22 protein-coding genes are annotated in these 24,447 nt (G+C 72.6%); 8 read left to right on the plus strand and 14 right to left on the minus strand.

The window, feature by feature from the left end; translation table 11 throughout:
* Positions 1-63 precede the first annotated feature (63 nt).
* Both HJC40_RS14760 and HJC40_RS14765 read left to right on the plus strand, forming a co-directional pair.
* Entirely contained in the window at positions 64-2,760 is a 2,697-nt protein-coding gene (locus HJC40_RS14760) for a BTAD domain-containing putative transcriptional regulator (protein WP_250001658.1), read from the plus strand.
* Positions 2,761-2,764: 4 nt separating this feature from the next.
* Entirely contained in the window at positions 2,765-3,616 is an 852-nt protein-coding gene (locus HJC40_RS14765) for a DNA-formamidopyrimidine glycosylase family protein (RefSeq protein WP_250001659.1), read from the plus strand.
* A gap of 7 nt (positions 3,617-3,623) precedes the next feature.
* Here the strand turns inward: HJC40_RS14765 and HJC40_RS14770 are convergent, their stop codons facing one another.
* The 6 genes from HJC40_RS14770 to rimO form a co-directional block, all read right to left on the minus strand.
* Positions 3,624-4,388, minus strand: a complete 765-nt coding sequence (locus HJC40_RS14770) for a hypothetical protein (RefSeq protein WP_250001660.1) — start codon at positions 4,386-4,388, stop codon at positions 3,624-3,626.
* Positions 4,389-4,437: 49 nt separating this feature from the next.
* A complete protein-coding gene (locus tag HJC40_RS14775) occupies positions 4,438-5,295 on the minus strand; it encodes a PspA/IM30 family protein (protein WP_250001661.1) in 858 nt (285 codons plus the stop codon).
* A gap of 340 nt (positions 5,296-5,635) precedes the next feature.
* The gene (locus HJC40_RS14780) at positions 5,636-6,049 is read right to left on the minus strand and encodes a helix-turn-helix domain-containing protein (protein WP_250001662.1); all 414 of its coding nucleotides are present in this window, start codon (positions 6,047-6,049) and stop codon (positions 5,636-5,638) included.
* A gap of 158 nt (positions 6,050-6,207) precedes the next feature.
* Positions 6,208-6,702 (minus strand): CinA family protein, encoded by a 495-nt coding sequence (locus HJC40_RS14785; protein ID WP_250001663.1) that lies wholly within the window; start codon positions 6,700-6,702, stop codon positions 6,208-6,210.
* 10 nt (positions 6,703-6,712) lie between these two features.
* Entirely contained in the window at positions 6,713-7,267 is a 555-nt protein-coding gene (gene pgsA / locus HJC40_RS14790) for a CDP-diacylglycerol--glycerol-3-phosphate 3-phosphatidyltransferase (RefSeq protein ID WP_250002053.1), read from the minus strand.
* Between the two features lie 50 nt (positions 7,268-7,317).
* Positions 7,318-8,778, minus strand: coding sequence for a 30S ribosomal protein S12 methylthiotransferase RimO (gene rimO / locus HJC40_RS14795; protein ID WP_250001664.1), 1,461 nt, complete (start codon positions 8,776-8,778; stop codon positions 7,318-7,320).
* An 81-nt stretch (positions 8,779-8,859) separates the two neighbouring features.
* On the opposite strand from rimO, the gene HJC40_RS14800 reads away from it, so the two are divergent.
* Positions 8,860-10,173, plus strand: a complete 1,314-nt coding sequence (locus HJC40_RS14800; RefSeq protein ID WP_250001665.1) for a glycosyltransferase 87 family protein — start codon at positions 8,860-8,862, stop codon at positions 10,171-10,173.
* Here HJC40_RS14800 and HJC40_RS14805 read toward each other — a convergent pair.
* Positions 10,124-12,676, minus strand: a complete 2,553-nt coding sequence (locus HJC40_RS14805; protein ID WP_250001666.1) for a DNA translocase FtsK — start codon at positions 12,674-12,676, stop codon at positions 10,124-10,126. The genes HJC40_RS14800 and HJC40_RS14805 overlap by 50 nt on opposite strands.
* Before the next feature lie 227 nt (positions 12,677-12,903).
* On the opposite strand from HJC40_RS14805, the gene HJC40_RS14810 reads away from it, so the two are divergent.
* Positions 12,904-13,317: a YbjN domain-containing protein gene (locus HJC40_RS14810; protein ID WP_308200900.1), complete on the plus strand. Its 414-nt coding sequence runs from the start codon at positions 12,904-12,906 to the stop codon at positions 13,315-13,317.
* An 86-nt stretch (positions 13,318-13,403) separates the two neighbouring features.
* Here the strand turns inward: HJC40_RS14810 and HJC40_RS14815 are convergent, their stop codons facing one another.
* From HJC40_RS14815 to HJC40_RS14835, 5 genes are all read right to left on the minus strand, one after another.
* Positions 13,404-14,936, minus strand: a complete 1,533-nt coding sequence (locus tag HJC40_RS14815) for a S1 family peptidase (RefSeq protein ID WP_250001667.1) — start codon at positions 14,934-14,936, stop codon at positions 13,404-13,406.
* A gap of 87 nt (positions 14,937-15,023) precedes the next feature.
* A complete protein-coding gene (locus HJC40_RS14820) occupies positions 15,024-16,712 on the minus strand; it encodes a ribonuclease J (RefSeq protein WP_250001668.1) in 1,689 nt (562 codons plus the stop codon).
* A 22-nt stretch (positions 16,713-16,734) separates the two neighbouring features.
* A complete protein-coding gene (gene dapA / locus HJC40_RS14825) occupies positions 16,735-17,628 on the minus strand; it encodes a 4-hydroxy-tetrahydrodipicolinate synthase (protein ID WP_250001669.1) in 894 nt (297 codons plus the stop codon).
* Positions 17,629-17,654: 26 nt separating this feature from the next.
* Positions 17,655-18,221 (minus strand): DUF2752 domain-containing protein, encoded by a 567-nt coding sequence (locus HJC40_RS14830; RefSeq protein WP_250001670.1) that lies wholly within the window; start codon positions 18,219-18,221, stop codon positions 17,655-17,657.
* A gap of 30 nt (positions 18,222-18,251) precedes the next feature.
* Positions 18,252-19,502 carry a winged helix-turn-helix domain-containing protein gene (locus HJC40_RS14835; protein WP_250001671.1) on the minus strand — a complete coding sequence of 417 codons (1,251 nt, stop codon included), beginning with the start codon at positions 19,500-19,502 and terminating at the stop codon, positions 18,252-18,254.
* 40 nt (positions 19,503-19,542) lie between these two features.
* Between HJC40_RS14835 and HJC40_RS14840 the strand changes: the two genes are divergently transcribed.
* From HJC40_RS14840 to HJC40_RS14855, 4 genes are read left to right on the plus strand one after another with little or no spacing between them, the layout of a single operon-like run.
* Positions 19,543-20,058, plus strand: coding sequence for a GNAT family N-acetyltransferase (locus HJC40_RS14840; RefSeq protein ID WP_250001672.1), 516 nt, complete (start codon positions 19,543-19,545; stop codon positions 20,056-20,058).
* 10 nt (positions 20,059-20,068) lie between these two features.
* Entirely contained in the window at positions 20,069-20,632 is a 564-nt protein-coding gene (locus tag HJC40_RS14845) for a GNAT family N-acetyltransferase (RefSeq protein WP_250001673.1), read from the plus strand.
* 4 nt (positions 20,633-20,636) lie between these two features.
* Positions 20,637-21,038, plus strand: a complete 402-nt coding sequence (locus HJC40_RS14850) for a DCC1-like thiol-disulfide oxidoreductase family protein (protein WP_250001674.1) — start codon at positions 20,637-20,639, stop codon at positions 21,036-21,038.
* A gap of 37 nt (positions 21,039-21,075) precedes the next feature.
* On the plus strand, positions 21,076-23,145 hold the full coding sequence (locus tag HJC40_RS14855; protein WP_250001675.1) for a hypothetical protein: 2,070 nt from the start codon (positions 21,076-21,078) through the stop codon (positions 23,143-23,145).
* A 15-nt stretch (positions 23,146-23,160) separates the two neighbouring features.
* On the opposite strand, the gene HJC40_RS14860 is transcribed toward HJC40_RS14855, so the two are convergent.
* Positions 23,161-24,024 carry an MFS transporter permease gene (locus HJC40_RS14860; RefSeq protein ID WP_250001676.1) on the minus strand — a complete coding sequence of 288 codons (864 nt, stop codon included), beginning with the start codon at positions 24,022-24,024 and terminating at the stop codon, positions 23,161-23,163.
* Entirely contained in the window at positions 24,009-24,446 is a 438-nt protein-coding gene (locus tag HJC40_RS14865; RefSeq protein WP_250001677.1) for a hypothetical protein, read from the minus strand. Before HJC40_RS14865 ends, HJC40_RS14860 begins: the two co-directional genes overlap by 16 nt.
* Position 24,447 lies beyond the last annotated feature (1 nt).

Genomic DNA, 24,447 nt, shown 5'->3' on the forward strand with positions numbered 1-24,447 from the left:
TCACGCTCGCAGGGTCGCCTTGCAGACTGCCTGCAAGCCGCCTGCACTCCTATGCTCGGACCCGTGCTGATCGGCCGGGTGCTCGGTCCCACCGAGATCGAGGTGGACGGCGCGGTCGCCGACCTCGGTGGACCGCTGCCGCGCCGGCTGGTCGCCGCCCTGCTGGCCGCCGAGGGCCGCCCCGTCCGGGAGGACGCCCTGGCCGACGCCATCTGGGGCGACGAGACGCCCCCTCATCCGACCGCTTCCCTTCAGGCGTACGTCTCCCGGTTGCGCCGCGCCCTGGGCGGCCGGTCCCCCCTGGCCCGGGCCGGCGCCGGCTACCGGCTCACGGTCGACGACACCGACGCCGCCCGGTTCGCCGCCGAGGTGCTGCGCGGCCGCGAGCTGCTCGACGAGGATCGGCCGGCCGAGGCGCTCCGGCTGTTCGACGCCGCCCTCGCCCGGTGGCGCGGGGAGGCGTACGCGGATCTGCCCGGGCACCCGGCCCGCACCCGCCTCGACGAGCTGCGCGCGGTGGCCGTCGAGGAGCGGCTCGCGGCCCGGCTGGCCGATGGCGACGCCGCGGGCGCGGTCGGCGAGCTCGAGGCGGCCACGGCGGCCGAGCCCTATCGCGAGCGCGGGTGGGAGCTGCTGATCCTCGCGCTGTATCGCGGTGGGCGGCAGGCCGACGCGCTGGCCGCGTTGCGCCGGGTGCGGGAGCGGCTGGCCGACGACCTCGGCATCGACCCGGGTCCGGCGCTGCAGAGCCTCGAGCGACGCCTGCTCGCCCAGGACCCCGGACTCCTGCTGACCTCGCGCTCCGCTCCCCCCGTACGCCCGCTGTCCCGGTTCTTCGGCCGGACCGGTGAGCTGGCCGGCCTGGCCGAGCTCGTGTCGACCGCCCGCCTGGTCACGCTGGTCGGGCCGGGCGGCGCGGGGAAGACCCGGCTCGCCGTCGAGTTCGCCGCCGGGCAGGACCCGTGGTTCGTCCGGCTCGCCGACGTGGCCGGGCCGGCGCTGGTGCCGGCCGCCGTGGCCGCCGCCGTCGGCGTGCGCGGCGCGACCACCGACGCCATCGCGACCGCCTTGGGCGACCGTTCCGGCCTGCTGCTGCTCGACAACTGTGAGCACGTCGTGGCCGCGGCCGCCGACGTGGCGTTCGCGCTGCTCGCCCGCTGCCCGGGGCTGCGGGTGCTGGCCACCAGCCGCGAGCCGCTCTCGATCGACGGCGAGCGCCTTCTGCCGGTCTCCCCGCTGCCCACCGAGGACGCGGTCGCCCTGCTGACCGACCGCATCACCGGCGTACGCCCCGGGTGGCGCCCCAGCCCGGCCGAGTCCGAGGCGCTGGTCCGGCTCGCGGCGGCCCTGGACGGCATCCCGCTGGCGCTGGAGCTGGCGGCCGCCCGCGCCCGCGTACTCGGTCTGAGCGAGCTGCTGGAGATGCTCGACGACCGGTTCCCGGCGCTCGGCCCGGTGCCGCGGGGCGCCCTCGCCCCGCACGAGACGCTGGAGGCCGCCGTGGCCTGGAGCGTCGATCTGCTCGGGGCCCACGACCGGGCGTTGCTGCTGCGGCTGTGGCCGTTCGAGGGCGGCTTCCCGCTGTCGGCCGTCGAGGACGATCTGGACGCTCTCTCGGCGCTGGTCGCGCGTTCGGTGGTGGTGGCCGACACGACCGTCGTCCCGACCCGCTACCGGCTGCTGGAGATCGTCCGGGCGTACTGCCGGCAGCGCGACCCGGATCCGAGGGACAGCCGGGACCGGCACGCCCGGTGGGTCCGCGAGCTCGTCGAGCGCCACGCGCCGCTGCTGCGCGGCGAGCGGTCGGCCCACGCGATCCGGACGCTCAACCGGGAGCTGCCCAACCTGCGCGCCGGCATCGAGCACGATCTCGGTGCGCGTCCGGCGAGCGCGCTGCGCACCGCCGGGCTGCTGCAGTGGTTCTGGTTCCGCGGCGGACTGGTCGCGGACGGTCTGCGGCTGCTGGGCGACGGCCTGGCGGCCGCCCCGGAGGCGCCGCCCACCGACCGGGCCCGGGCCCACCTCAGCACGGCCCTGTTGCGCTACCTGGCCGGTGATCCCGGCGCGATGACCGACCTCGGCACCGGTCTGGCGATCCTGGGCGAGCACCCCGACCACGAGGGGCGGATCCTGGCCGCGCAGGGTTCCTACTACGAGTCGCTCTACTGGTCGTTCCGCGGTGAGTTCGCCCGGGCCGTCGAGCCCGCGCGCCGGTCGATGGCGCTGGCCCGGCGGATCGGCGAGGAGTGGATCCAGCCCGCCTCCGCGATGGCCCTCGGCGCGGCGCTGGTCGGCGCCGGCGAGGTCCTGGAGGGCCGCCGGGTGCTCGCCGCGGCCGGCCGGGAAGCGATCGGGCGGCGTCAGGCCTGGACGGCGGCCATGAGCGGGCTGCTGCTGGCCCGTGCGCTGCTCACCGACGGCCCGTCGGCCCCCGCGCAGCCCGAGCCGGCTCTCGCCGCGGTGCGGCAGGCGCTGGACGGCTTCGCCGGCGAGGACGACGTCGGCAACCTGCTCGCCGGGCTGCACACCGGCGCGTACGCGCTGGCCCGGGCCGGTCGGACCGGCGAGGCGGCCCGGTTGCTGGTGGCGACCCGGCGAGCCGCGGCCCGCCGCGGCCTCGACCTGGACGCCATGGACCCGATCCGGGCCGCCGGCCTCACCGCGGCCGTCGGCGAGGCCGAACTCGCCCGGGTCGCGGACCCGATCGACGACGAGTCGGCCCTGCCGGCGTTACTCGGGCCCGCTCCGGGGCAGGATTGAGGGCATGCCCGAGGGCGACACCGTCTGGAACACCGCGCGCGTGCTGGAGAAGGCCCTCCAGGGCGACGTGCTGACCGGCTCCGACTTCCGCGTGCCCCAGCTGGCCACGACCGATCTCAGCGGCTGGACCGTCGCCGAGTCGGCGAGCCGGGGCAAACACCTGCTGCTGCGTCTGACGCGCGACGGCGAGACACCGCTCACTCTGCACTCGCATCTGCGGATGGAGGGCGCCTGGCGGGCGTACGCCCCCGGGGAGCGCTGGACGGCCCGGCCGGCTCACCTGATCCGGGTCGTGCTGCGCACCGCCCGCTCGGTCGCCGTCGGCTATCACCTGCACGAGGTCGCGCTCTATCCGACGGCCGATGAGGAGCAGCACGTCGGCCACCTCGGGCCCGACCTGCTGGGGGCCGACTGGGACGCCGACGAGGCCGTCCGCCGGATAGCCGAGCATCCCGGGACGACCATCGCCGAGGCCCTGCTCGACCAGCGCAACCTGGCCGGCGTGGGCAATCTCTACAAGGCCGAGACGCTGTTCCTGCGCGGGCTCTGGCCGTGGACGCCGGTGTCGGGGGTCGCCGACCTGGCGGGCACCGTGCGGCTGGCCCAGAAGCTCGTGGCATCCAACCGTGGACGGTGGACCCAGACCACGACCGGCTCGCTGCGACGCGGTCAGACGAGCTATGTGTACGGTCGCCGCGCACAGCCGTGCCGCCGATGCGGCGCCGCGATCCAGAAGGATGAGAAGGGCGAGCGGATCACCTATTGGTGCCCGCGCTGCCAGCCCCGCCCGGCCGAGAACCCAGCCGACAACCAAGCCGGCAACTCGACCGGGAAGCCGGCCGAGAGCTCGGCCTAGACGCGGGTCAGATGCTCGCGGCGGGCGGGCGCTTGAGCTCGGAGAGACCCTCGGCCACACCGCGCAGCTTGTCGGTGGCGTCGACCAGGCCGGCGAAGGCCGGGTGCCGGCCGTCGGTGACCGGGCGGCCGTCCTCGGCGACATAGCTGGCGGCCGCGGCCACCAGCCGCTCGTACGCCTCGACGCCCTCGGTGAACTGGGCGGCCAGCGACGTGTGGGAGTCGGTGAGGTTGGCTCGCTGCTCGGGCGGGGCCAGCGGCAGGGCGCGCTCGACGCTCGCCACGCGCTGGCCGAGATCGCGCAGCCACTCCTCGGCGACGGCGGCCTCGAGCACGGCGCCCTCGCCCGCCCCGGTCAGCCGGCCGGACAGCGCCGACAACGTGGACGACGCGCGGTCGAGCCTGTCCCACGCCTGGGTGATCGCCGAGCCGCGCAGGGCGTACCTGTTCTTCTGCCGGCGCACTTCCTCGAGCATCGTGCGGCCGGCCGGGAAACGCTCGATCGCCGCGGCGAGCTTGGCGCCGGCGATCGCGGGCGGGGGCGGCGGCGGAGCCGGCTGGGCGGCCAGCTCGCGGTGGTCGCTGAAGCGCCACCAGGCCAGCGCGACCGAGGCGCCGGCCGAGCCGGCCCAGATCGCGTCGGCCCAGCCGATGCCCGCATAGGGGGTGAGAACGGCGGTGGCCGCGGTCAGTCCGCCGCCCAGCACACTCCATCGGCGTGCCGCGCTGCGCAGGCCCTTGAGCCGCCGGAAGTATCTGGTCCGCTCGTCCACCGTCGTCCTCCCCTGAATGTCGCGCTCCCCTGAATGTCGTGCGGGTGCTTCAGCCGGCCGCCGTCGTGTCGCCACGCTTCTGGTTCATCGTGGCCCGGATCTCGTCGAGACGGGCCACGCTGGCCGGGTCGGACGTCGGACCGGCCTGCTCGACCGCGGGCTGCGCGGGCGCGGCGCCGAGCTTGTCGCCGCCCATGCTGGCGCGGATCTGCTCGAGCCGGGAGGAGCCGGCCAGGTCGAGGCTGGATTTCTGCACCTCGAGCATGCGGCCCTCGACCGAGTTGGACGCGAGCTCGGCCCGGCCCATCGCGTTCGCGTAGCGCTGCTCGATCTTGTCGCGGACCTCGTCGAGCGACGGCGTGTTGCCGGGCGCGGAGAGCGACGACATCGACTCGAGCGACTTGGCCACCGTCTCCTGCATCTTGGCCTGCTCGAGCTGGCTCAGCAGACGCGACCGCTCGGCGATGCGCTGCTGCAGCACCATGGCGTTGTTCTCCACTGCCTTGCGGGCCTGACCCGCGGCGGAGAGCGCCTGGTCGTGCAGCGTCTTGAGGTCCTCCATCGACTGCTCGCCGGAGACCAGCTGGGTGGCCAGCGTCTGAGCGGTCGACTCGTATTTCTGGGCCTCGGCCTCGTCGCCGCCGGCACGTGCCCGATCGGCCAGGACGAGCGCCTGCCGGGCCATGCCCTGCAGCTTCTCGACCTCTTCCATCTGGCGGGACAGCTTCATCTCGAGCTGCCGCTGGTTGCCGATCACCGCCGCGGCCTGCTGCACGAGGGCCTGGTGCTGGCGCTGTGCGTCCTCGATGGCCTGCTGGATCTGAACCTTCGGGTCGGCGTATTCGTCGATCTTCGCGCCGAAGAGCGCCATCATGTAACGCCAGCCCTTGACGAACGGATTCGCCATCTCGCGGTATCCCCTCAATGTCGCTCAATCGGGTCCGCCACCGACGCAGATCGAGGAGCTGTCGCGATGGCGGGGTCCACCAGGTGCTTCACCCGGTGTGGTCATGCCATCGTGTCAGCTCGACGCCACCGACGTCACGTGACCTCGGGGGGATCTCAGGGTGACCCCCACGCTACGAGGCTACGCGCTTCTCCGGGTCGGGGTCGATCCCGAGGGAGCGTCCCCGAGGCAGTCACAGCAACCCCACAGATGGCCGCAAAGAGCCCCATAGGGTCGGAGAACGAGCCGAGCCGGACCCGCTCACGAGGAGCGGACCCGGCTCGGATCAAGGATCTGTTTTTCAGGCCGCGTAGACGACGTCGCGATGCGGCTTGCGCGTCGCGTGCAGCGTCGCCTTGAGCGGCGATTCGCGGCGGACCGAGACGGAGACGTCGCCCTCGGTCGCCTTGGCCGTCGCCGCCTTGGACGACTGGGCCTTGGCGGACTCGGCCTCGACCGGCACTAGAACACCCTCCATGCCCTCAGCGAGCGACAGCGTGCTGCTGACCTCGCTGAGCAACTCGGAGAGTCGAGCGCCGAGCGCGTCGCAGATGGCGGCGAGCAACTCGCTGGACGCTTCCTTCTGTCCGCGCTCGATCTCGGACAGGTAGCCCAGGCTGACATTCGCGGCGGTGGACACCTCGCGCAGCGTGCGGTGCTGCCCCTGCCGGCGCGCCCTCAGTGCGTCGCCGATAACCCGGCGTAGCAGGACCATGGCACCTCCTCCTGCGGCGGGGCCACCGGCATACGCCGGAGGCTTCCCGCAACCGTACCCGCTGCCGGCCAGACCGACATACCGCCCCGCCGAATTACGGGACAGCCCGACAACGGGGCTTGTCGTGCAACTGCTGGGGTCACTGAGACATTCCCAGCTCACACGGTGGCCGGGGCGCCCTGAATACAGTCTGAGAGCAGGAATAGCGCGCGCGTCACACTTTCCGTGCGGATGGCATCACGATTTCCGTCGAGGCGTAGCTCACGCACCTCCACGCCGGACCGGCCGGCCACAGCCACATAGACCAGGCCGACCGGCTTGCCGTCCTGCGGCTCGGGTCCGGCCACGCCGGTCGTCGCCACACCCCAGTCCGCCCCGCACCGCTCGCGGGCGCCCACGGCCAGCGCCGCGGCGACGTCGGGATCGACCGGTCCGCGCTCGTCCAGCAGGTCCTGCGGCACACCGGCGAGCGTGTGCTTCAGCTCGGTGGCGTAGACGACGAAGCCACCCCGGTAGACCGCGCTCACCCCCGGGATCTCGACGACGGTCGCGGCCACCAGCCCACCGGTCAGCGACTCGGCCGTGGCGAATGTCTCGTGCCGCTCGACGAGCCGGTGAACAGCGGCCGCGGCGGCGACGTCCTTGCTTGTCACGGCGATCTCACTACCCGTCCCGACCGGGGATATGCCGGGCATTCCGGCGCAAGCGGAGCGCCTCGATCACATAGTCCACACCGGTCACGACCGTCACGAGAGTCGCCGCGCCCATCAGCCACAGGCCCACGACGTCGAACGGTTCGGGCACGGGCCACAGATACCAGGCGATGGCGGCGATCTGGAGGACCGTCTTGAGCTTGCCGCCGCGGCTGGCCGGGATGATGCCGTACCGGATGACCCAGAACCGCAGCGCCGTGATGCCCCACTCACGGACGAGGATCAGGACCGTCACCCACCACGGCAGCCGGTCGTAGACCGAGAGCAGCACCAGGGCGGTGCCGGTCAGGGCCTTGTCGGCGATCGGGTCGGCGACCTTGCCGAACGAGGTGACGAGCGACCAGCGCCGGGCGATCCAGCCGTCCACGAAGTCGGTCGCCGAGGCCACGCAGAAGACCAGACAGGCCGCGATGCGGGCGCCGGTGCCGGTGAGCTGCGACGAGACCACGAGACCGAGGAACACCGGGACCAGCACGATCCGCACCACGGTCAGGACGTTCGCCATGTTGTAGAGCGACACCGTCCGTGGCGCGGCCACCGGGACCGGCTCGTCGGTCACCGCGGGGACACCGGCGCCGCTGAGATCATCTCGACCGGCACGGCCACCAGGTCGACGCCCTCGGTCGCGGTGACCCGGGCCCGCACGAAGTCACCCGGGCGCAGGGCGGCGAGATCCACCCCGGTGGAGTCGGCGACGAGCGTGGTGGAGCCGTCGACCTCGGGCGCCTGGTGCTCGGCCCGGCCCTCGACCTCGCCGTGCTCGACCGTGTCGACCAGCACCTCGACGATCGAGCCGAGCCGCTCCTCGGCCCGCTGGGCGCAGAGCTCGTCGGCCAGCGTGACGACCCGGTCGTACCTCTTCTTGATCGTGTCCTCGCGGACCTTCTTGTCGAGCCCGGCCGCCTCGGTGCCGTCCTCGTCGCTGTAGTCGAAGACGCCGATCGCGTCGAGCCGCGCCTCGGAGAGGAAGCGCACCAGCTCGTCGACGTCGGCGCGGGTCTCGCCCGGGAAGCCGACGATGAAGTTGCTGCGCGCGCCGGCCGCGGGGGCGAGCGCGCGGGCCGAGTCGAGCAGGTCGAGGAACCGCTCGGTGGAACCGAAACGACGCATGCGGCGCAGCACCGGCTCGCTCGAGTGCTGGAAGGAGAGGTCGAAGTAGGGCGCGACCCCGGGCGTCGTGGCGATCGCCTCGACCAGGCCGGGCCGGGTCTCGGCCGGCTGCAGATAGCTGGCCCGCACCCGCACGATGCCGTCGACCGCGGCCAGCTGGGGCAGCAGCTTCTCGAGCAGGCGGGGGTCGCCCAGGTCCTTGCCGTACGACGTGCTGTTCTCACTGACCAGCACGAGCTCGCGGACGCCGGAGCGGGCCAGCCACTCGGCCTCGGCCAGCAGCTCCTGCGGGTCACGCGAGACGAACGCGCCCCGGAAGGCCGGGATGGCGCAGAACGCGCACTTGCGGTCGCAGCCGCTGGCCAGCTTGAGGCTCGCGACCGGCCCGTTGTCGAGCCGGCGGCGCAGCACCGGGCGCAGGTGGGCCGGGGTGTGCTCGTCGACCGTGGCGTGGCCGGGGATGACGACCTTGGCCGCCTGGCGCTGCACCGGTGTGATCGGCAGCAGCTCGCGGCGGTCGCGCGGGGTGTGCGCGTCGAACCGCTCCCCGGCCAGCACGCCGTCGAGCCGGGCGGCGATGTCGGTGTAGTCGTCGAAGCCGAGCACCGCCTGAGCCTCGGGCAGACTCTCGGCCAGCTCACGGCCGTACCGCTCGGCCATGCACCCGGCGGCGACGACCTTGGCCCCGGTATCGGCCGCGGCGAGCAGCGTCTCGATCGAGTCCTGCTTGGCCTTCTCGACGAAGCCACAGGTGTTGACCAGCACCACATCGGCGCCGGCGGCGTCGGTGCTCACCTGCCAGCCGCCCTCGTCGAGGCGGGCGGCGAGCTCTTCCGAGTCGACCTCGTTACGGGCACATCCGAGAGTGAGCAGGGCGACACGGCGGGAGGAAGGAGTTACCGACACCCGACCAGGTTAGCCGGGTTCCCACCCCCGCTCACCCGCGCACTGATCCGACCGGGTGTCCGGCCCGTATCCCTGGGCGCCATGCAGACACTCCGGAAGTCCCCGCCGCACGCTGAAGCCCTGCTCATCGCCGCGCTCGTCGTGATCGCGATCCTGGCCCGCTGGGCCGGGTTCCGCGAAAAGACCAACGACATGAGCATCTTCTTCTCGTGGTACCGCGAGCTGCGGCAGGCCGGCGGCTGGCGCGGACTGGACACCGAGGTCGGCAACTACAACGCGCCGTTCCTCTATCTGCTGGCGTTCACGACCTATCTGCCCGGTCCGCTGATCTTCAAGATCAAGGCGATGTGGGTGCTCTTCGACGTCGTGCTGGCGTTCTTCGCCTACCGGATCGTCGGGCTGCGCTGGCCGAACAGCCGCATCCCGTTGGCCGCCGCCCTGGTCGTGGTGCTGCTGCCGACCGTGGTGCTCAACGCGTCGTTCTGGGGCCAGATGGACGCGATGTGGGCCGCGCCGGCCCTGGGCGCCGTCTATTACCTGCTGCGGGACAAACCCTGGTGGGGTGTGGCGCTGTGCGGCGTCGCGCTGGCCGTCAAGCCGCAGGGCATCTTCATCTTCCCGCTGCTGTTGCTGCTCGTCCTGGCCGGGCGGATCCCCTGGCGTACGCTCCTGGCCGCGCCGGCCGTGTTCCTGCTGCTGGACCTCCCGGCCATCGCGCTCGGGCGCAACCCGATCGAGCTGCTCACGATCTACAGCATGGACCGGCAGGCCCGCAACGTGCCCGAGCTGAGCCTGCGCGCTCCCAACGTGTTCGCGCTGATCCCCGGTGGGCCACGGGACGACACCCTGCGCACGCTGGGCTACCTCTTCGCCGCGGCGGTGGTCGTCGGGTTCGTCTACGTGCTGATCGCCCGCGCGGTCGAGCTGACCCCCGAGCGCATCGTCGCGGCCGCCGCGCTGTTCTCGATCATGATGCCGTTCCTGCTGCCCGGCATGCATGAGCGGTACTTCTTCCTGGCCGACGTGCTGACGGTCGTGCTCGCGATCTTCCTGCCGCGCTTCTGGTACGTCCCGTTGCTGGTACAGGCCTCGTCGCTGATCGTCTACCAGCCGTACCTCTTCGCCCGGAAATCGACGGCGCCGATGATGACCATCGCCGCCCTGCTGATGCTGACCGCCATGATCATCATCGGTCATCATCTGCTGCGCGAGGCGTTCCGGCGGCCGCCGGTCCCCGAGCAACCGACGCCGGAGCAACCGGCCCCGGAGCAGCCGGCGGTCACCCGGTCGGCGTACCCGGACAAGACCGTGCCGCACGTCACCCGTCAGGACCGGGACCGGCAGCTCAATCCACCCGCAGAGCGGCCAGCGCCTCTTCCAGCTCGTCCGGTTTGACCAGCACGTCGCGGGCCTTGCTGCCCTCGGACGGGCCGACGATGCCGCGGGTCTCCATCAGGTCCATCAGCCGGCCGGCCTTGGCGAAGCCGACCCGCAGCTTGCGCTGGAGCATCGACGTCGAGCCGAACTGACTGGTCACGACCAGCTCGATGGCCTGGATCAGCAGCGCCAGGTCGTCGCCGATGTCCTCGTCGATCTGCTTCTTCTTGCTGGCCGGCGCCTCGGTGACGTCCGCGCGGAACTCCGGCTCGCGCTGGTCCTTGCAGAACTTGACGACCGCCGCGATCTCTTTCTCGTCGACCCAGGCGCCCTGGATGCGGACCGGCTTCGAGGCGCCCATCGGCAGGAAGAGACCGTCGCCCCGGCCGAGCAGCTTCTCGGCGCCGGGCTGGTCGAGGATGACCCGGCTGTCGGCCAGCGAGGACGTCGCGAAGGCCAGCCGGGACGGCACGTTGGCCTTGATCAGGCCGGTCACCACGTCGACCGACGGGCGCTGGGTGGCCAGCACCAGGTGGATGCCCGCGGCCCGGGCCAGCTGGGTGATGCGGACGACCGAGTCCTCGACGTCGCGTGGCGCCACCATCATCAGGTCGGCCAGCTCGTCGATGATGACCAGCAGATAGGGGTACGGCTTCATCACGCGCTCGCTGCCGGGCGGCGCGACGATCTCGCCGCTGCGCACCTTACGGTTGAAGTCGTCGAGGTGGCGGACGCCGTTGGCCGCGAGGTCGTCGTAGCGCATGTCCATCTCGCGGACGACCCACTCGAGCGCCTCGGCGGCCTTCTTGGGATTCGTGATGATCGGCGTGACGAGGTGCGGGATGCCCTCGTACGCGGTCATCTCCACCCGTTTCGGGTCGACCAGCAGCAGCCGTACCTCGTCCGGGGTGGCCCGGGTCAGCAGCGACACGAGCAGCGAGTTGAGGCAGGAGCTCTTGCCCGCGCCGGTCGCGCCCGCGATCAGGATGTGCGGCATCTTGGCCAGGTTGGCCACCACGAAGCCGCCCTCGATGTCCTTGCCCAGCGCGACCAGCATCGGGTGGTGGTCGGCGGTGGAGGCTCGCGAGCGCAGCACGTCGCCGAGCGCGACGTTCTCCGGGTCGGTGTTGGGGATCTCGACGCCGACCGCGCTCTTGCCGGGGATCGGGCTGAGGATCCGGACGTCCGGCGACTTCACCGCGTACGCGATGTTGCGCGACAGCTGGGTGATCCGCTCGACCTTGGTGCCGGGGCCGATCTCGACCTCGTACCGGGTGACCGTCGGCCCGCGGGTGAAGCCGGTGACCTCGGCGTCGACGTTGAACTGCTCGAACACGCCGGACAGGGCGGCCATGATCTCGTCGTTGGCCCGGCTGCGGGATTTCGGCGGTGAGCCCTTGCCGAGGATCGAGGGCGGCGGCAGCCGGTAGTCGCCGGGCACCGAGCTGATCTCGAGCTGCTCGGCCCGGGTGGGCAGCGGCTGCGAGTGCTCCGGCGGCTCGGGCTTCTTGCGGCTGACCGGCACCTTGGGCACGGCCACCGTGTCGTGCACGAGGAAGTCGTCCTCGTCGGCGGCCGGCTCGTCCTCCTCGGGCGCCAGTCCGATGTCGGCCAGCGAGCTCTGCCGGCGGCGCGACGGCCGGCGCTTCTTGGCCGGCTCCTCGCCGTCGTCGCCGTCCTCGTCGTCGGGCAGCTCGGGCGTGGGCAGTGGCGCCCGCTCGGTCGACCGGCCCAGCAGCACGTCGACGAGCAGCAGGACCCGCTCGGGGATCTTGTTGATCGGGGTGGCCGTGATCACCAGCAGGCCGAAGACGAAGAGCAGCACGAGCAGCGGCACCGCCACCCAGGCCGTCACCGCCCGCTCGAGCAACGCGCCGAAGGCATAGCCGAGCAGGCCGCCGGCCCGTTCCATGGCGTCCACGCCGTCCGCCGGGCGCTGTGAGACGTGCAGGAGCGCGGCGGTGGAGATGACGATCGCCGTCCAGCCGACCAGCGTGCGGCCGCGGTGCTCGGGGTCGGCCGGCTTGCGCATCAGGCGGACCGCGCCGTAGAGCAGCAGCAGCGGGAGCAGCACGGCGAGGCCGCCGAGGAACAGGTGGGTCGAGTCGGCCAGCCACTGACCGACCGGGCCGGCGCTGCCGAACCAGACCGCCACCCCGACCAGGATGGAGAGGCCGAGCAGCAACAGACCGGCGCCGTCGCGGCGGTGCTCGGGATCGATCTCCTTGGCCGTGGCGGCCTGGCGGCCGACCCCGCGGGCGGCCCAGCCGACACTGTGGGCCAGGCCCATCCAGACGGCGCCCAGACCGCGGCCGACCCCGGTGGCGATCGCGGAGCCCATCGTGGGCCGGGCCCGGGCCGCCGAGCGCGAGCGGGCGGCCGGCCGGGCCGACTTGCGGGCGGGCTGGCGCGCCGGTTGACGGGCGGGCTGCCGGGCCGGTTGCCGGGCACGACCGGTCGCGGCGCCGCGACCGTTCGACGCGGCGCGACCCCGGCTCGCCGGAGAGGTGCGGCCCGCCATGGTCACACCGTAACGCCGCGATGCTCATGAATCCGGTAGGCGCACCGGCCCAGGGCGTATCTGGTGTTTCACGTGGGAGCGAGGCGCGGTCCAGGTCGTGGCCGGCGTCGGCCGCAGGGCGGTCCGATACCGGGGCTGTATCGGGCCGCTCTGTGGACGCCGTCAGGCTCGGGCTGGGCCACGCCGCAGCCCTGCGTGAAACACCAGATACGCCCTAGTATCGGCGGGTGCAGCCCTTCACCAAAGAAATGATCACCGCCGCGCTCGACGAGCGCGAGTTCAAGTACTTCGAGGACGCCGACGGGGACATCGGCGGGAACTTCCAGGGCAATCTCATCTACTTCTTCCGCATCGGGCAGCAGCAGGAAGTGCTGCAGATACGTGCGATGGTGCAGCACCTCTTCGGGATGGACGACGTCGCCCGGCTCTACGAGTTCTGCAACGCCTGGAATCACGACCAGCTCTTCCCCAAGGCGTACGTGCACGTCAACGACGACGGCACGGTGCTCGTGATCGGCGAGGTCATCGCCGACTGGGAGCGGGGCGTGACCCCCGAGCAGCTCGACCAGGTGGTGATCGCCGGGATCGCCACCAGCGTCCAGCTCGCCAACGAGGTCGCCGAGCTGCGCCAGAAGGGCTGAACCGACGCCGATGCCGGGGAGCCTGATCGGCTCCCCGGCATCACTGACGTGCTATGCCACCTGGGCAGGGACGGTGGCGGGGCGCGTCACGGGGTGCTGACGCCCAGGGTGTACGCGCCGGTGCCGGCGGTGGCGACGACGACGTACCGGTAGGTGCCGGAGCGGCCGTTGAAGCTCAGCTCCTTGTCGCCCGCGCCGGTGTCGCTGGCCACCGTGCGGAAGCCACGGCTGGTGAGCCGCTGGAGGAAGAGGTCGAAGTCGGCCCCCTCGGCGGCGGTCAGGCAGGCGGTCTGCTCGCCGGCGTTGGCCCGGAAGGCGCCGCCGTTCGGCTGGGCCTGGGCGGTGCGGGCCCGGGCCAGCTCGCCGCCGAGCTGCACGGCCTGGTCGGCGCAGGCGCCGGCCGACTCGGTGGGCTGCTCGGCGGGCTCCTCGGCCGGAGGCTCGGCCGCCCCGCCGCCGCTGGTCACCAGGGTCAGGTCCTCGGCCGCGAGCATCTCGTTGACCGGCTGGAAGAACGTCTCGCCGCCGACCGTGCAGTCGCCCGAACCACCCGAGGTCAGACCCTGGGCCTGGTCGCCGCTGAGCCACGGACCACCGGAGTCGCCGCCCTCGGCGCAGACGTTGGTGCGGGTCAGGCCGGTGACCGCGCCCTCGGGATAGACCACGGTCTGGTTCTTGGCCAGGATCGTGCCGCAGCGGGTACCGGTGGTGGAGCCGGAGCGGCAGACCGCCGCGCCCACCGGCGCCTCGGTGGCACCGGCCACCGGGAGCTCGTTGCCCTCGAAGTCGTTGACCACCGCGCGCGGCGTCCAGTTGTCGTTGACCTCGACGAAGCCCATGTCGGCGCTGCCCGGGAAGGTCGACGCGCGCACCGTGCCCTGCGCCTGCTGGTTGAAGCCGGTCGTCGTCGAGCCCACCGCGCCGCAGTGACCGGCCGTCACGAAGCCGCCCTCGACCGAGAAGCCGATCGAGCAGCGGGCCGTGCCGCCGTCCACCCGGATGAAGTACGGGTCGGCGCCGCGCAGGTCGAACAGCGGCTTGGGGGTGGCGGTGCTGGTCACGAAGGAGACCGCCGAGGCGGCGACACCGGCCGTGCGGGCCAGCTTCTTCGCCGCGCCGGTCTCGCCCGGCTTGGCCACCACGACCAGTTTGTTGGTCGAGACGTCGACGTACCACCCGGTGATGCCGTCGGCGTCCGAGCGGACCGCGTCGAGCTTCTCCTTCGCCGTCACCAGCGTCTGCTCACTGCGCTTGACCAGCACCGGCACCGCGCCGGCGGCCTTCACCGCGGCCTGGGCCTTCGCGTCGGTCACCGCGATCTTGAGCGTGGTGCCGTCGGTGGCCAGCCAGGCGCCGCCGAAATCGGCGCCGGTCTGCGCCGAGAGCCTGGCGCTCACGCGGCTCGCCCACTTGGACCGCTGCAAGCGGGCCGTCGCCTGGTCGCCGTCCAGGCCCAGGTCGCGTTCCATCGCCGCCAGAATCTGCGCCGAAACGCCACCGGACTTGGTAGCGGTCTTGCTCGACGGCGTGGTGCCGGCCATCGACGGCAGCGTGAACGCCACCGCCGCTCCGCCCGCGACCACGACCGCCGCCGCCACGGCGATCCGTCTGCGCTGCATCTCCAGGTACTCCCCTCGCCACGGGTGCCGTGGGGGCGGCACCGTGACTGGAGATACGGCTCAGAACAGCGAAAGGTTTAAATAGCCTCAGACTTCTACGACGGTTGGCACGATCATCGGCCGGCGACGGTACGCGTCGTTGACCCACCGGCCGACCGTGCGCCGCACGACCTGCTGCAACTGGTGGGTGTCGGTGATGCCGTCCTCGGCCGAGCGGTGCAGCGCGGCGGTGAGCAACGGGATCACCGGGTTGAACGCGTCGGGGTCCTCGGAGAACCCCTTGGCCGAGATGCTGGGCTCGCCGACCACCTTGCCGGTCACCGAGTCGATCACCACGGTGGCCGAGATGAAGCCGCCGTCGCCGAGGATGCGCCGCTCGGTGAGCAGCGACTCGCTGACGTCGCCGACCGCGAGCCCGTCGACATAGACGTAGCGGTTCTGCACCTTGCCGACGTGCCGGGCGTGCCCCTCGACCAGGTCGACGACGTCGCCGTCCTCGCAGAGCACCACCCGGTCGGGCGCGACCCCGGTCTCGACGCCGAGCTGGGCGTGAGCCCGCAGGTGACGCCACTCGCCGTGCACCGGCATGAGGTTGCTCGGGCGCACCACGTTGAGCAGGTAGCGCAGCTCGCCGGCCGGGGCGTGACCCGAGACGTGCACCTTGGCCGTCTCTTTGTGCACCACGGTGGCGCCGGCCCGGGACAGCCGGTTGATCACCCGGTAGACCGAGGTCTCGTTGCCCGGCACCAGCGAGCTGGCCAGCACGACGGTGTCGCCCGACTCGATGGTGATGTGCCGGTGGTCGCCGGTGGCCATCCGGCCGAGCGCGCTCATCGGCTCGCCCTGCGACCCGGTGGACATGAAGACGATCTCGTCGCCCGGCATGTTCGTCGCCTCGTCCAGGCTGACCAGCAACCCGTCCGGGATGTTGAGCAGGCCGAGATCGCGGGCGATGCCCATGTTGCGCACCATCGAGCGGCCGATCAGGGCCACCTTGCGCTCGTACTCCCAGGCGGCGTCCATGACCTGCTGCACGCGGTGCACGTGGGAGGCGAAGCTGGCCACGATGATGCGGCCGCGGGCCTTGCCGAAGATCGAGCTGAGCACCGGGCCGATGTCGCGCTCAGGCGCCACGAAGCCGGGCACCTCGGCGTTGGTGGAGTCGGAGAGCAGCAGGTCGACGCCCTCGGCCCCGAGCCGGGCGAAACCGGCCAGGTCGGTGATGCGGCCGTCCAGCGGCACCTGGTCCATCTTGAAGTCGCCGGTGTGCAGGATGAGGCCGGCCGGGGTGCGCACGGCGACGGCCAGCGCGTCCGGGATCGAGTGGTTGACCGCGAAGAACTCGCAGCCGAACGGCCCGAGCTGCTCGGTCTGGCCCTCGCGCACGGTCAGCGTGTACGGGTCCAGGCGGCGCTCGGCCAGCTTGGCCTCGACCAGCGCGAGCGTGAACTCGGAACCGACCAGCGGGATGTCGGCCTTGTGGGCCAGCAGGTAGGGAACCGCGCCGATGTGGTCCTCGTGGCCGTGCGTGAGCACTATCGCCTGGACGTCGTCGAGACGGTCGAGGATGGGGGAGAAGTCGGGCAGGATCAGGTCGACGCCGGGCTGCTCGACATCGGGGAAGAGCACCCCGCAGTCGATGATCAGGAGCTTGCCGTCGAACTCGAGGACGGTCATGTTGCGGCCGATGGCTCCGAGGCCGCCCATCGGGATGACGCGCAGGGCGCCCTCCGGCAACGGCGGTGGCGGTTCCAGGTCCGCGTGGGCTTGACTCATATCGCGTTTATCTGTCTTTCCTCTACAGGCCGATGCCGGCCGCGGCGGCGTCCTGGCGCAACTGGTCGAGCTCGGCGCCGGTCGCGTCGACCAGCGGCGATCGGACCGGGCCCGCCGGGCGGCCCTGTGCGTTGAGGCCCGCCTTGACCAGCATGGTGCCCGGAACCCGGAAGATGCCGGTGAACAGCGGCATCGCCCGGCGGTGCAGGGCCAGGGCGGCGGCGTTGTCGCCGCGCTCGAACGCCTCGATCATGTCTTTGGCCAGGACACCGGTGAAATGGGTGGAGGTGCCGACCAGGCCCACCCCGCCGATCGACAACAGCGGCAGGGTCGCCACGTCGTCGCCCGAGTAGTAGGCCAGCCCGGTGCGGCTGAGCACCCAGGAGCTGGCCGTGAGGTCGCCCTTGGCGTCCTTGACCGCCACGATGCGGTCGTGCTCGGCCAGGCGGCACATCGTCTCGGTGGCGATCGCCGTGCCGGCCCGGTGCGGGATGTCGTAGACCATCACCGGCAGGCCGACCGCGTCGGCGACGGCGAGGAAGTGCTTGGCCACGCCCGCCTGCGGCGGCTTGTTGTAATACGGCGTCACGACCAGGACGCCGTGCGCGCCGGCCTTTTCGGCCGCGTGGGCCAGCTCGATGGTGTGGGCGGTGTTGTTCGTGCCGACGCCCGCGACGACCCGGGCCCGGTCACCCACCGCGTCGACCACGGCGCGGAGCAGCGTCTCCTTTTCCGCGTCGGTGGTGGTCGGCGACTCACCGGTGGTGCCGCTGACGACGAGCGCGTCGTTGCGCTGCTCGTCGACGAGGTAGGTGGCCAGTCGCGCCGCGCCCTCAACGTCGAGGGAGCCGTCCGGGGCGAACGGGGTGACCATCGCGGTCAGCAGCCGTCCGAAGGGTCGCGGGTCGTGCGTCATGCCCCCCAACCTATCGGACGGCCCGGTCAGACGTAGAGCGCGGTGAACGGGGCCCACGGCAGGTTGCGCAGCACACTCCAGACCGCCCACACGGCGACGAACGTGATCAGGACGGCCGGGCTCAGGTTGAGCTGGGGCAGGTTCCACTTGAAGAGGCGCTTGGCCGCCCAGGCCACGTACAGATAGAGGAGAAACGGCACCGCGAAGGTGAAGAGCGCGTGGTGGCGGGCGGCGGCGGGCAGGTCGCCATGCAGCAGATACCACGCCGCGCGGGTGCCACCGCAGCCCGGGCAGACGAACCCGGTGGTGTATTTCAGCAGGCAGGTGGGCTCGTCGCCGGCGCCGGCCTCGGCCGGGTGGGACGCCAGCGTGTAGCCGACCGCACCGCCCATGCAGACCAGCAGCGCCAGCGGGGCGGCCCAGATCGGCGACCTGGTCCAGACGCGCTGGACGAACCGGGTGACGCGATCGGGCTCGGCCTCGGCCTGCTGCCGCGCGTAGTAGGCCAGCCACTCGGGCGGCACCGGCGGGCCCTGCACCGGCTGGTCGTCCAGCCACGGACGAGCGGTGTCCGGGGTGGTGGTGGCGCTCATGGGCGCCACGGTACACCCGCGGCGCTCCGCTCAGCCCGCATGATCATCGCTCCCCCCGCGGTGGGACAGCATCGTCAGCGCGTCGCTCAGCGGCCCGGCCAGATCGCCGCGTTCCGGCGGCGCGACCTCGGCCAGGCCGAGCCAGCCGGCCACCCGGTGCAGCTCGGCGGCCAGCGCGCCGGCGGTCTCGGCGGGGTCGGCGCCGGCCTCGAGCCAGGCGGCCGGGACGAGCAGACGGCCGGTCTTGCGGTCGGCCTTGAGATCGACCCGGGCGGCCAGCCGGTCGCCGAGCAGGAACGGCAGCACGTAATAGCCGTAGAGGCGCTGCGCGGCCGGCACGTAGATCTCGATGCGGTAATTCATGCCGAAGAGCCGCTCGGTGCGTCCCCGCTCCCAGATCAACGGGTCGAACGGGCTGACCAGCGTGGCCGCGCGCACCCGGCGGGGCAGCCGCGCCTCATGGTGCAGGTAGGTGGGTTGCTTCCAGCCCGGCACGGTGACCGGCCGCAGCACCTGGTCGTCGACCAGCTCGGCGACGGCCTGCTTGAAGCCGTCGACCGGCAGGCGGAAGTAGTCGCGCAGCTCGGGCTCGGCGGCCACGCCCAGCGCCCGCGCGGCCAGAGCGACCAGCGCCCGGAAGGCGTCCGGCTCGGCCGGGGTGGGCGCCTCCAGCACCGCCCGGGGCAGCACCCGCTCGGGCAGGTCGTAGCGCCGGGCGAACGACGTCGTGCGCTCGGCCGCGGTGACCTGGCCGGTGTAGAACAACCACTCGAGCGCCTGCTTGACCGACGACCAGTTCCACCCCCAGTGGTCGGTGCGACGGGGCTCGTCGTGCTCGATCTCGGCCGCGGTGATCGGGCCGCGGGCGCGCACCACGTCGAGCACCCGGGCGACCAGCTCGGGCTGCTCCTCGACGACCCGGCGCATGCCGCCCCAGGCCAGCTCGGCGGCGCGGGCCATGCGCCAGCGGAACAGCGGCTGCAGGTCGGTGGTGATGAGCGACGCCTCGTGACCCCAGAACTCGAACACCTCGCGCGGCTTGCGGTAGGCCGCCCGCTCCAGCAGGCCCACCGGATAGGGACCCAGGCGGCTGTAGAGCGGCATGAAGTGGGCGCGCTGGAGCACGTTCACCGAGTCCATCTGGATCAGGTGGACGCGGCGCAGGACCCGCCGGACGTGCCGCAGGTCGGTCGCGCCGCCCGGCGGCGGGTCGGCGAAACCCTGCGCGGCCAGCGTGACCCGGCGGGCTTGGGCGACGGAGAGAGAGTCGGGGAGTGCCATCGATGAGCACGGTAAAGCAGCGGTACGACAAAATCCCTCCATGGCACAGATCCGGCCGATCACCGAAGCCGATTACCGCCCGGTCGCCGACATCCACGTCCACACCTGGCAGGTCGCCTACGCCGGGATCGTCCCCGACGAGTTCCTGGCCCGCCTCGACCCCGCCGATTTCGTCGCCCGCCGCCGGACCCGGCCCCTGCCGGACGGGGCGCAGACCCTGGTCGCCGAGGAGGACGGGCGGATCGCCGGGTTCGTGGCCTTCGGGCCGTACCGGCTGGAGGACGGCGTCGACCCCGGGGCAGGTGAGCTGTACTCGGTCTATCTGCACCCCGGCCACTGGGGACGCGGGACCGGTCGTCAACTCCTCGAAGCGGCCCGGGCCGGCCTGACCGCGGCCGGCTTCCCCGACATGCGGCTCTGGGTGCTCACCGGCAACACCCGGGCACGCCGCTTCTACGAACGGGCCGGGCTGAAGCCCGACGGCGTCGACCAGACCTGGACGCCCCGCGGCACCACGCTGGAACTACCCGAATTGCGCTACGCGGTCGCTCTGTAGGCTCCCCCGCATGGCAATCGGCTTCGTCCGTCCCGCGCGCCCCGGCGACGCCGCGGAGATCGCCCGCATCCAGCTCGCCACCTGGCGCACGGCCTACCGGCGCATGTTCCCGGCGCACGTGCTGGCCAGCCTCGACGAGGCGTACCTGGCCCGGGGCTGGACGGAGGCGATCGAGCAGCCGCCGACCGAGCGGCACCGGGTGCTGATCGCGGTCGAGCAGACCGAGTCGAGCTCCTTCACCGTCGGCTTCGCGGCCGCCGGCCCGGCCGACGAGCAGGCGCTGGCCCCCGAGGAGCCGGCGCTGCCGGAGACGGTCGCGGCGGTCACCGACCTGCTGGTCGAGCCCCGGTGGAACCGGCGCGGGCACGGCAGCCGGCTGCTGTCGGCCGCGGTCGCCCACTGGCGGGAGGACGGTTTCACCTACGCCGTCGCCTGGGCCTACGAGCAGGACAAGGCGATGCAGAAGTTCCTGGCCTCGGCCGGCTGGGAGCCCGACGGCGCCGGCCGGGCCCTCGACGTGGACGACATGCTCGTCCCCCAGCTGCGGCTGCACGTGGCGCTGGACGGAGAATAGACAGGTGACCACGCCGACCTTCGTCTATGACGGCGACTGCTCCTTCTGTTCGACCTGTGCCGAGTTCATCGAGAAGCGCATCCCGACCCACGCCCGGGTGATCCCGTGGCAGTTCGCCGACCTGGACGCGCTCGGTCTCACCACCGAGCAGTGCGAGGAGGCGGTGCAGTGGGTGGGCGCCGACGGCACGACCGCCTCGGGCCCCGACGCGATCGCCCTGATGCTGCGGGACGCGGGCCGCTTTTGGGAGCTCGCCGGCGGTGCGCTGCAGCTGGGCCCGGTGCGGCTGGCCGCCTGGCCGGCCTACCGCTGGGTCGCCGACCACCGGCACCTGCTCCCCGGCGGCACAGCGGCCTGCTCCCTGCCGCAGGCTCAGCGCGACGCCCTCTACGGCCGCGGGGCCTGAGCGACGCGTCGCGCGGTGGTTGCGGGTGCTGGCCGGGATGGCCTCCGGAGCTCTGACGATCGGCTCGCGGACGCCGGTGGCCGGGCTGCCCGCCTGGGTCACGCCGGAGGTTCTCCGGGGCGGTTTCGCGACCGGAACACCGGCCGCCGGTGGGCCCCTGCGCCCGCACGAGGCGGCGGTGGGCGACGATCGCGGCGCGGTTTTCGTCCATTACCTGACCGACGCCGGGCAGAGCGAGCTGTGCTCGTTGCTGGACGACGGCGCCTACCGGTTGGAGTTCGCGGAGCAGGCGGCCCTGCTGACCGTGGCCTGGCTGCTGCGCTCCGGCGACCGTGCGGGCGCCCTGGCCCTGCTGGAGGAGATCGGTCCGTACGCGGGGCAGTTGTCCTTTTCGCCGGTGCCGGAGACGGCGAGTGAGCAGGACCCGTCGGAGGTGTGGCGGGCCGACGCGGGCGAGGTTCGCCAGGTGCTGGCCGACCGCCGGGAGAACGCCCGGATCGAGACGATGCGCGAGGCGACGACGGTGTGGAACCCGTTCGCCGACGAGCTGCTGGCCCTGTGGCTGGAGACCGCCGAGGGCGGCGTGGTGGCCGGAGCCTTCCCCGACGGCTGGCGGGAGCGCGCCGAGGCGCTGCTCACGCGGTACGAGGAGCTCGCGGCCAGGCACACCCGGTGCAGCCGGCATCGCAAGCCGAAGGAGAACCTCGCCGTCCTCCGTGCGGCGGCCCACGAGGTCGTCCGGGGTGACGGGCTCACGCCTCGGCGGGCGGGCCTGCTGCGGTCCGTGGTCGCGTCGATGGTGGCGCGCCGGGGCCGGCCCGGGTCGCCGGAACACGCCGCGCTGCGTCTCGCCCAGGCCCGGGTGGCCGGGATGCCGGGCCACCACCTCCTGGCCCGGGTGGTGGTGAGCCGGGTGGCGGTCCTCGACCCGGCCGTGGGCATCCGGGACGTGGCCGCGCTCTGCGTGCCGGTGCGCGAGGCCGAGGCCCGCGACCACCGGGTGCCGGCCGGCACGCCGATCCCGGCGTCGATCCAGCGGGTCGTCCGGCGGGCCACGGCGGGCCGGGTCGACGACCTGATCGACGCCGGCGTGCTGCCCTCGGCCGAGGTGCTGGCCGAGCTCGTGCCGCAGCTGGCCGCTGAGACGAACGCCGCCGCGTACCCGGATCCGGCGTTGCGGAAGCTGATGGCCGCGACGTACCGCGCCTTCCGCGCCCGGCGTTCCCTGCTGCTGCTCGACCTGCAGCATCAGGTACGGCTGAGCGAGCTGCCCTGGGTGCGGGCCGTCCGCCCGTACCGGGAGGACACCGACGACACCCGCGGCGAGGCGGGCGCGACGCTGCGGCGGCTCGGCGAGCTCGCCGTCGACGGATTTCCGGCGACGCTGGTGCCCAACCCTCTCGTACGGGAGCTGGCGGCCCTGTCCCGGGCGGCCGACCTGGACCTGCCGTGGGTGGAGGAACTCGCCGCCGACATTTTCATGGGCCGGTTCTCGCCGAAGTTCCTCCGCGCCGCCCACCTGGCCGGCGAGCTCCTGGCCGGCAGCCTGTACGCCCGTTACTACGACATCGACTTCGCGGCCCTGCCCGCGCCCGGCGACGGCAGCGCCGCGTTCGACGCGCTGTGCCACGTCCGGGCCGCCGTGCCCCGCGGCCACCGCGGATCGGTGGCCGGCAACGGCATGGTGATCGAGCAGGCGCAGATCCTGACCACCCACAACCTGGCCACCCTCGTCCGTCCGGTCGGCGTCTCCCCCACCCGGGGATGGGCCGAGCAGGCTCGGCGCACCTTCGCCACCGTCCTGAAGTCGGCCGAGCGGATCGAGCGTCATCCCCGACCGTTGCCGCTGGTCAAGGACATCGCGTACGCCTGGCGGCACCTGGTCTTCTTCCTGTCGCTGCCGGGGGCCGGCGACCCCGGCCCGCTGACCGGCGAGCTCCGCTCCGACCTGGCCGGGGCGCCGCCCGGCGTACGGACGAGGATCGAACCGGTCCTGAACGGGCTCGATCACGTCGCCCGGGGCGGCCGGCTCACCGAGGGCGAACGTCTGCTCGGCTGGACCACCGGCGCCCACCGGCTGCTGCCCGTTCCCGCCACCCGCGACTGAAGCTCCCGCCGGGGATCAGGGCGGGGTCAGGGACGGCTCGGGTGAGGGCCGGCGGAATCTGTCGCGCAGGCGGGCCAGGGGTCGCAGCCGTTCGATCGACAGGAAACTGGCCAGCGCGATCAGGTGCGGGGCGAACGAGATGGTGATCATCGAGAACGTCATCAGGTGGAACGAGTAGAAGAACACGACGCCGAGCCACCGGAACCGCTGCGGGACGACGAAGATCAGCGGGCTGAGCAGCTCGAACAGCATGATGCCGACCTGGGCGGCGATCAGCAGGCCCGGGATCACGGCGATCTCGTCGGCCAGCCAGGTGCCCCGGCGGATGATCGCCTGGGCCAGCACGGCGCTGGTCGGCCAGTCGAGGCCGCCGAACCGCAGCTTGGCCCACGCGGCCAGGAAGTACGTGCAGATGACGGCGATCTGGGTGACCCGCAGCGCCCAGCCGCCCGCCTCGGACAGCGTCTTGTCGCCGAAGCGGGCCCGCCCGACCGTGGGCAGCACGGCCAGCGCCACGAGCAGGCCGACCCGGTCGTGGTCGACCTTGCCGTAGCTCATCGCGATGACCATCCACTCCAGGTACAGCGCGAAGACGGCCCAGCCGAGCAGCCGCGGCGCCCGGCCGGTGGCGGCGGCCACGGAGAGCACGATCAGCGCCCAGAACACCGCCCACACGAGCAGGTGGGTGGGCGTCGGCAGGTGCAGGAGGCGGCCGAGGAGCAACGGCTCGTAGAGGTCGCCCGGCGTGTTGGCGTGCGACCGGACCCAGGGTGTGAAGACGACCAGGTCGAGCGGGACGAACAAGTAGACCAGCGTGCGGAAGGCGGCGATCCGCCCGAGCGGCACCGGCGCGAACAGCCATTTCATGAGCGGGTCCATTCGGCCACGATCTCGTCCCGCCACTCGCCCGTGGGCCGGGCGTGCTCGATGCCGTGCCAGCGCACGACGATGCGTACCGCGCGCAACGGGGCGGCGCCGGGCGAATGGTCCGCGTACGCCGTCGCCACCCGGCTCAGGCGGGACGGGTCGTCGACGTACGCCTGCTGCTGCCCCTCGATCTCAGCCCGCCGGATGCCGCTGTTGCCCTCGGTGATCGCCACCGTGCGGCCCTGGGCGTCGACGCCCTCGACCCGGGTGTCCCGGGCGTCACCGTTCGGGTCGGGGGCGGTCGAATACATCCGGAACGGGCCGAACGGGAAGTCGTCGTCGGTGCCCCACAGGGTGCCGGCGAGCAGCAGCGCGCCGGCGATCAGGGTGGCGAGCACCCGCACCCGGCGGCCGCGGACGGAAAGCTGGTTCACA

The sequence above is a fragment of the Actinoplanes sp. M2I2 genome (assembly GCF_023544445.1).
Lineage (GTDB): Bacteria > Actinomycetota > Actinomycetes > Mycobacteriales > Micromonosporaceae > Actinoplanes.

Coding starts and splice junctions, on each gene's coding strand:
- HJC40_RS14835 (WP_250001671.1), bottom strand. CDS start 19,502: ATGGCACTCCCCGACTCTCTCTCCGTCGCCCAAGCCCGCCGGGTCACG.
- dapA (WP_250001669.1), bottom strand. CDS start 17,628: ATGACGCACGACCCGCGACCCTTCGGACGGCTGCTGACCGCGATGGTC.
- HJC40_RS14860 (WP_250001676.1), bottom strand. CDS start 24,024: ATGGACCCGCTCATGAAATGGCTGTTCGCGCCGGTGCCGCTCGGGCGG.
- HJC40_RS14820 (WP_250001668.1), bottom strand. CDS start 16,712: ATGAGTCAAGCCCACGCGGACCTGGAACCGCCACCGCCGTTGCCGGAG.
- HJC40_RS14780 (WP_250001662.1), bottom strand. CDS start 6,049: ATGGTCCTGCTACGCCGGGTTATCGGCGACGCACTGAGGGCGCGCCGG.
- HJC40_RS14800 (WP_250001665.1), top strand. CDS start 8,860: ATGCAGACACTCCGGAAGTCCCCGCCGCACGCTGAAGCCCTGCTCATC.
- HJC40_RS14775 (WP_250001661.1), bottom strand. CDS start 5,295: ATGGCGAATCCGTTCGTCAAGGGCTGGCGTTACATGATGGCGCTCTTC.
- HJC40_RS14815 (WP_250001667.1), bottom strand. CDS start 14,936: ATGCAGCGCAGACGGATCGCCGTGGCGGCGGCGGTCGTGGTCGCGGGC.
- HJC40_RS14830 (WP_250001670.1), bottom strand. CDS start 18,221: ATGAGCGCCACCACCACCCCGGACACCGCTCGTCCGTGGCTGGACGAC.
- HJC40_RS14765 (WP_250001659.1), top strand. CDS start 2,765: ATGCCCGAGGGCGACACCGTCTGGAACACCGCGCGCGTGCTGGAGAAG.
- HJC40_RS14840 (WP_250001672.1), top strand. CDS start 19,543: ATGGCACAGATCCGGCCGATCACCGAAGCCGATTACCGCCCGGTCGCC.
- HJC40_RS14805 (WP_250001666.1), bottom strand. CDS start 12,676: ATGGCGGGCCGCACCTCTCCGGCGAGCCGGGGTCGCGCCGCGTCGAAC.
- pgsA (WP_250002053.1), bottom strand. CDS start 7,267: ATGGCGAACGTCCTGACCGTGGTGCGGATCGTGCTGGTCCCGGTGTTC.
- HJC40_RS14855 (WP_250001675.1), top strand. CDS start 21,076: ATGGCCTCCGGAGCTCTGACGATCGGCTCGCGGACGCCGGTGGCCGGG.
- HJC40_RS14845 (WP_250001673.1), top strand. CDS start 20,069: ATGGCAATCGGCTTCGTCCGTCCCGCGCGCCCCGGCGACGCCGCGGAG.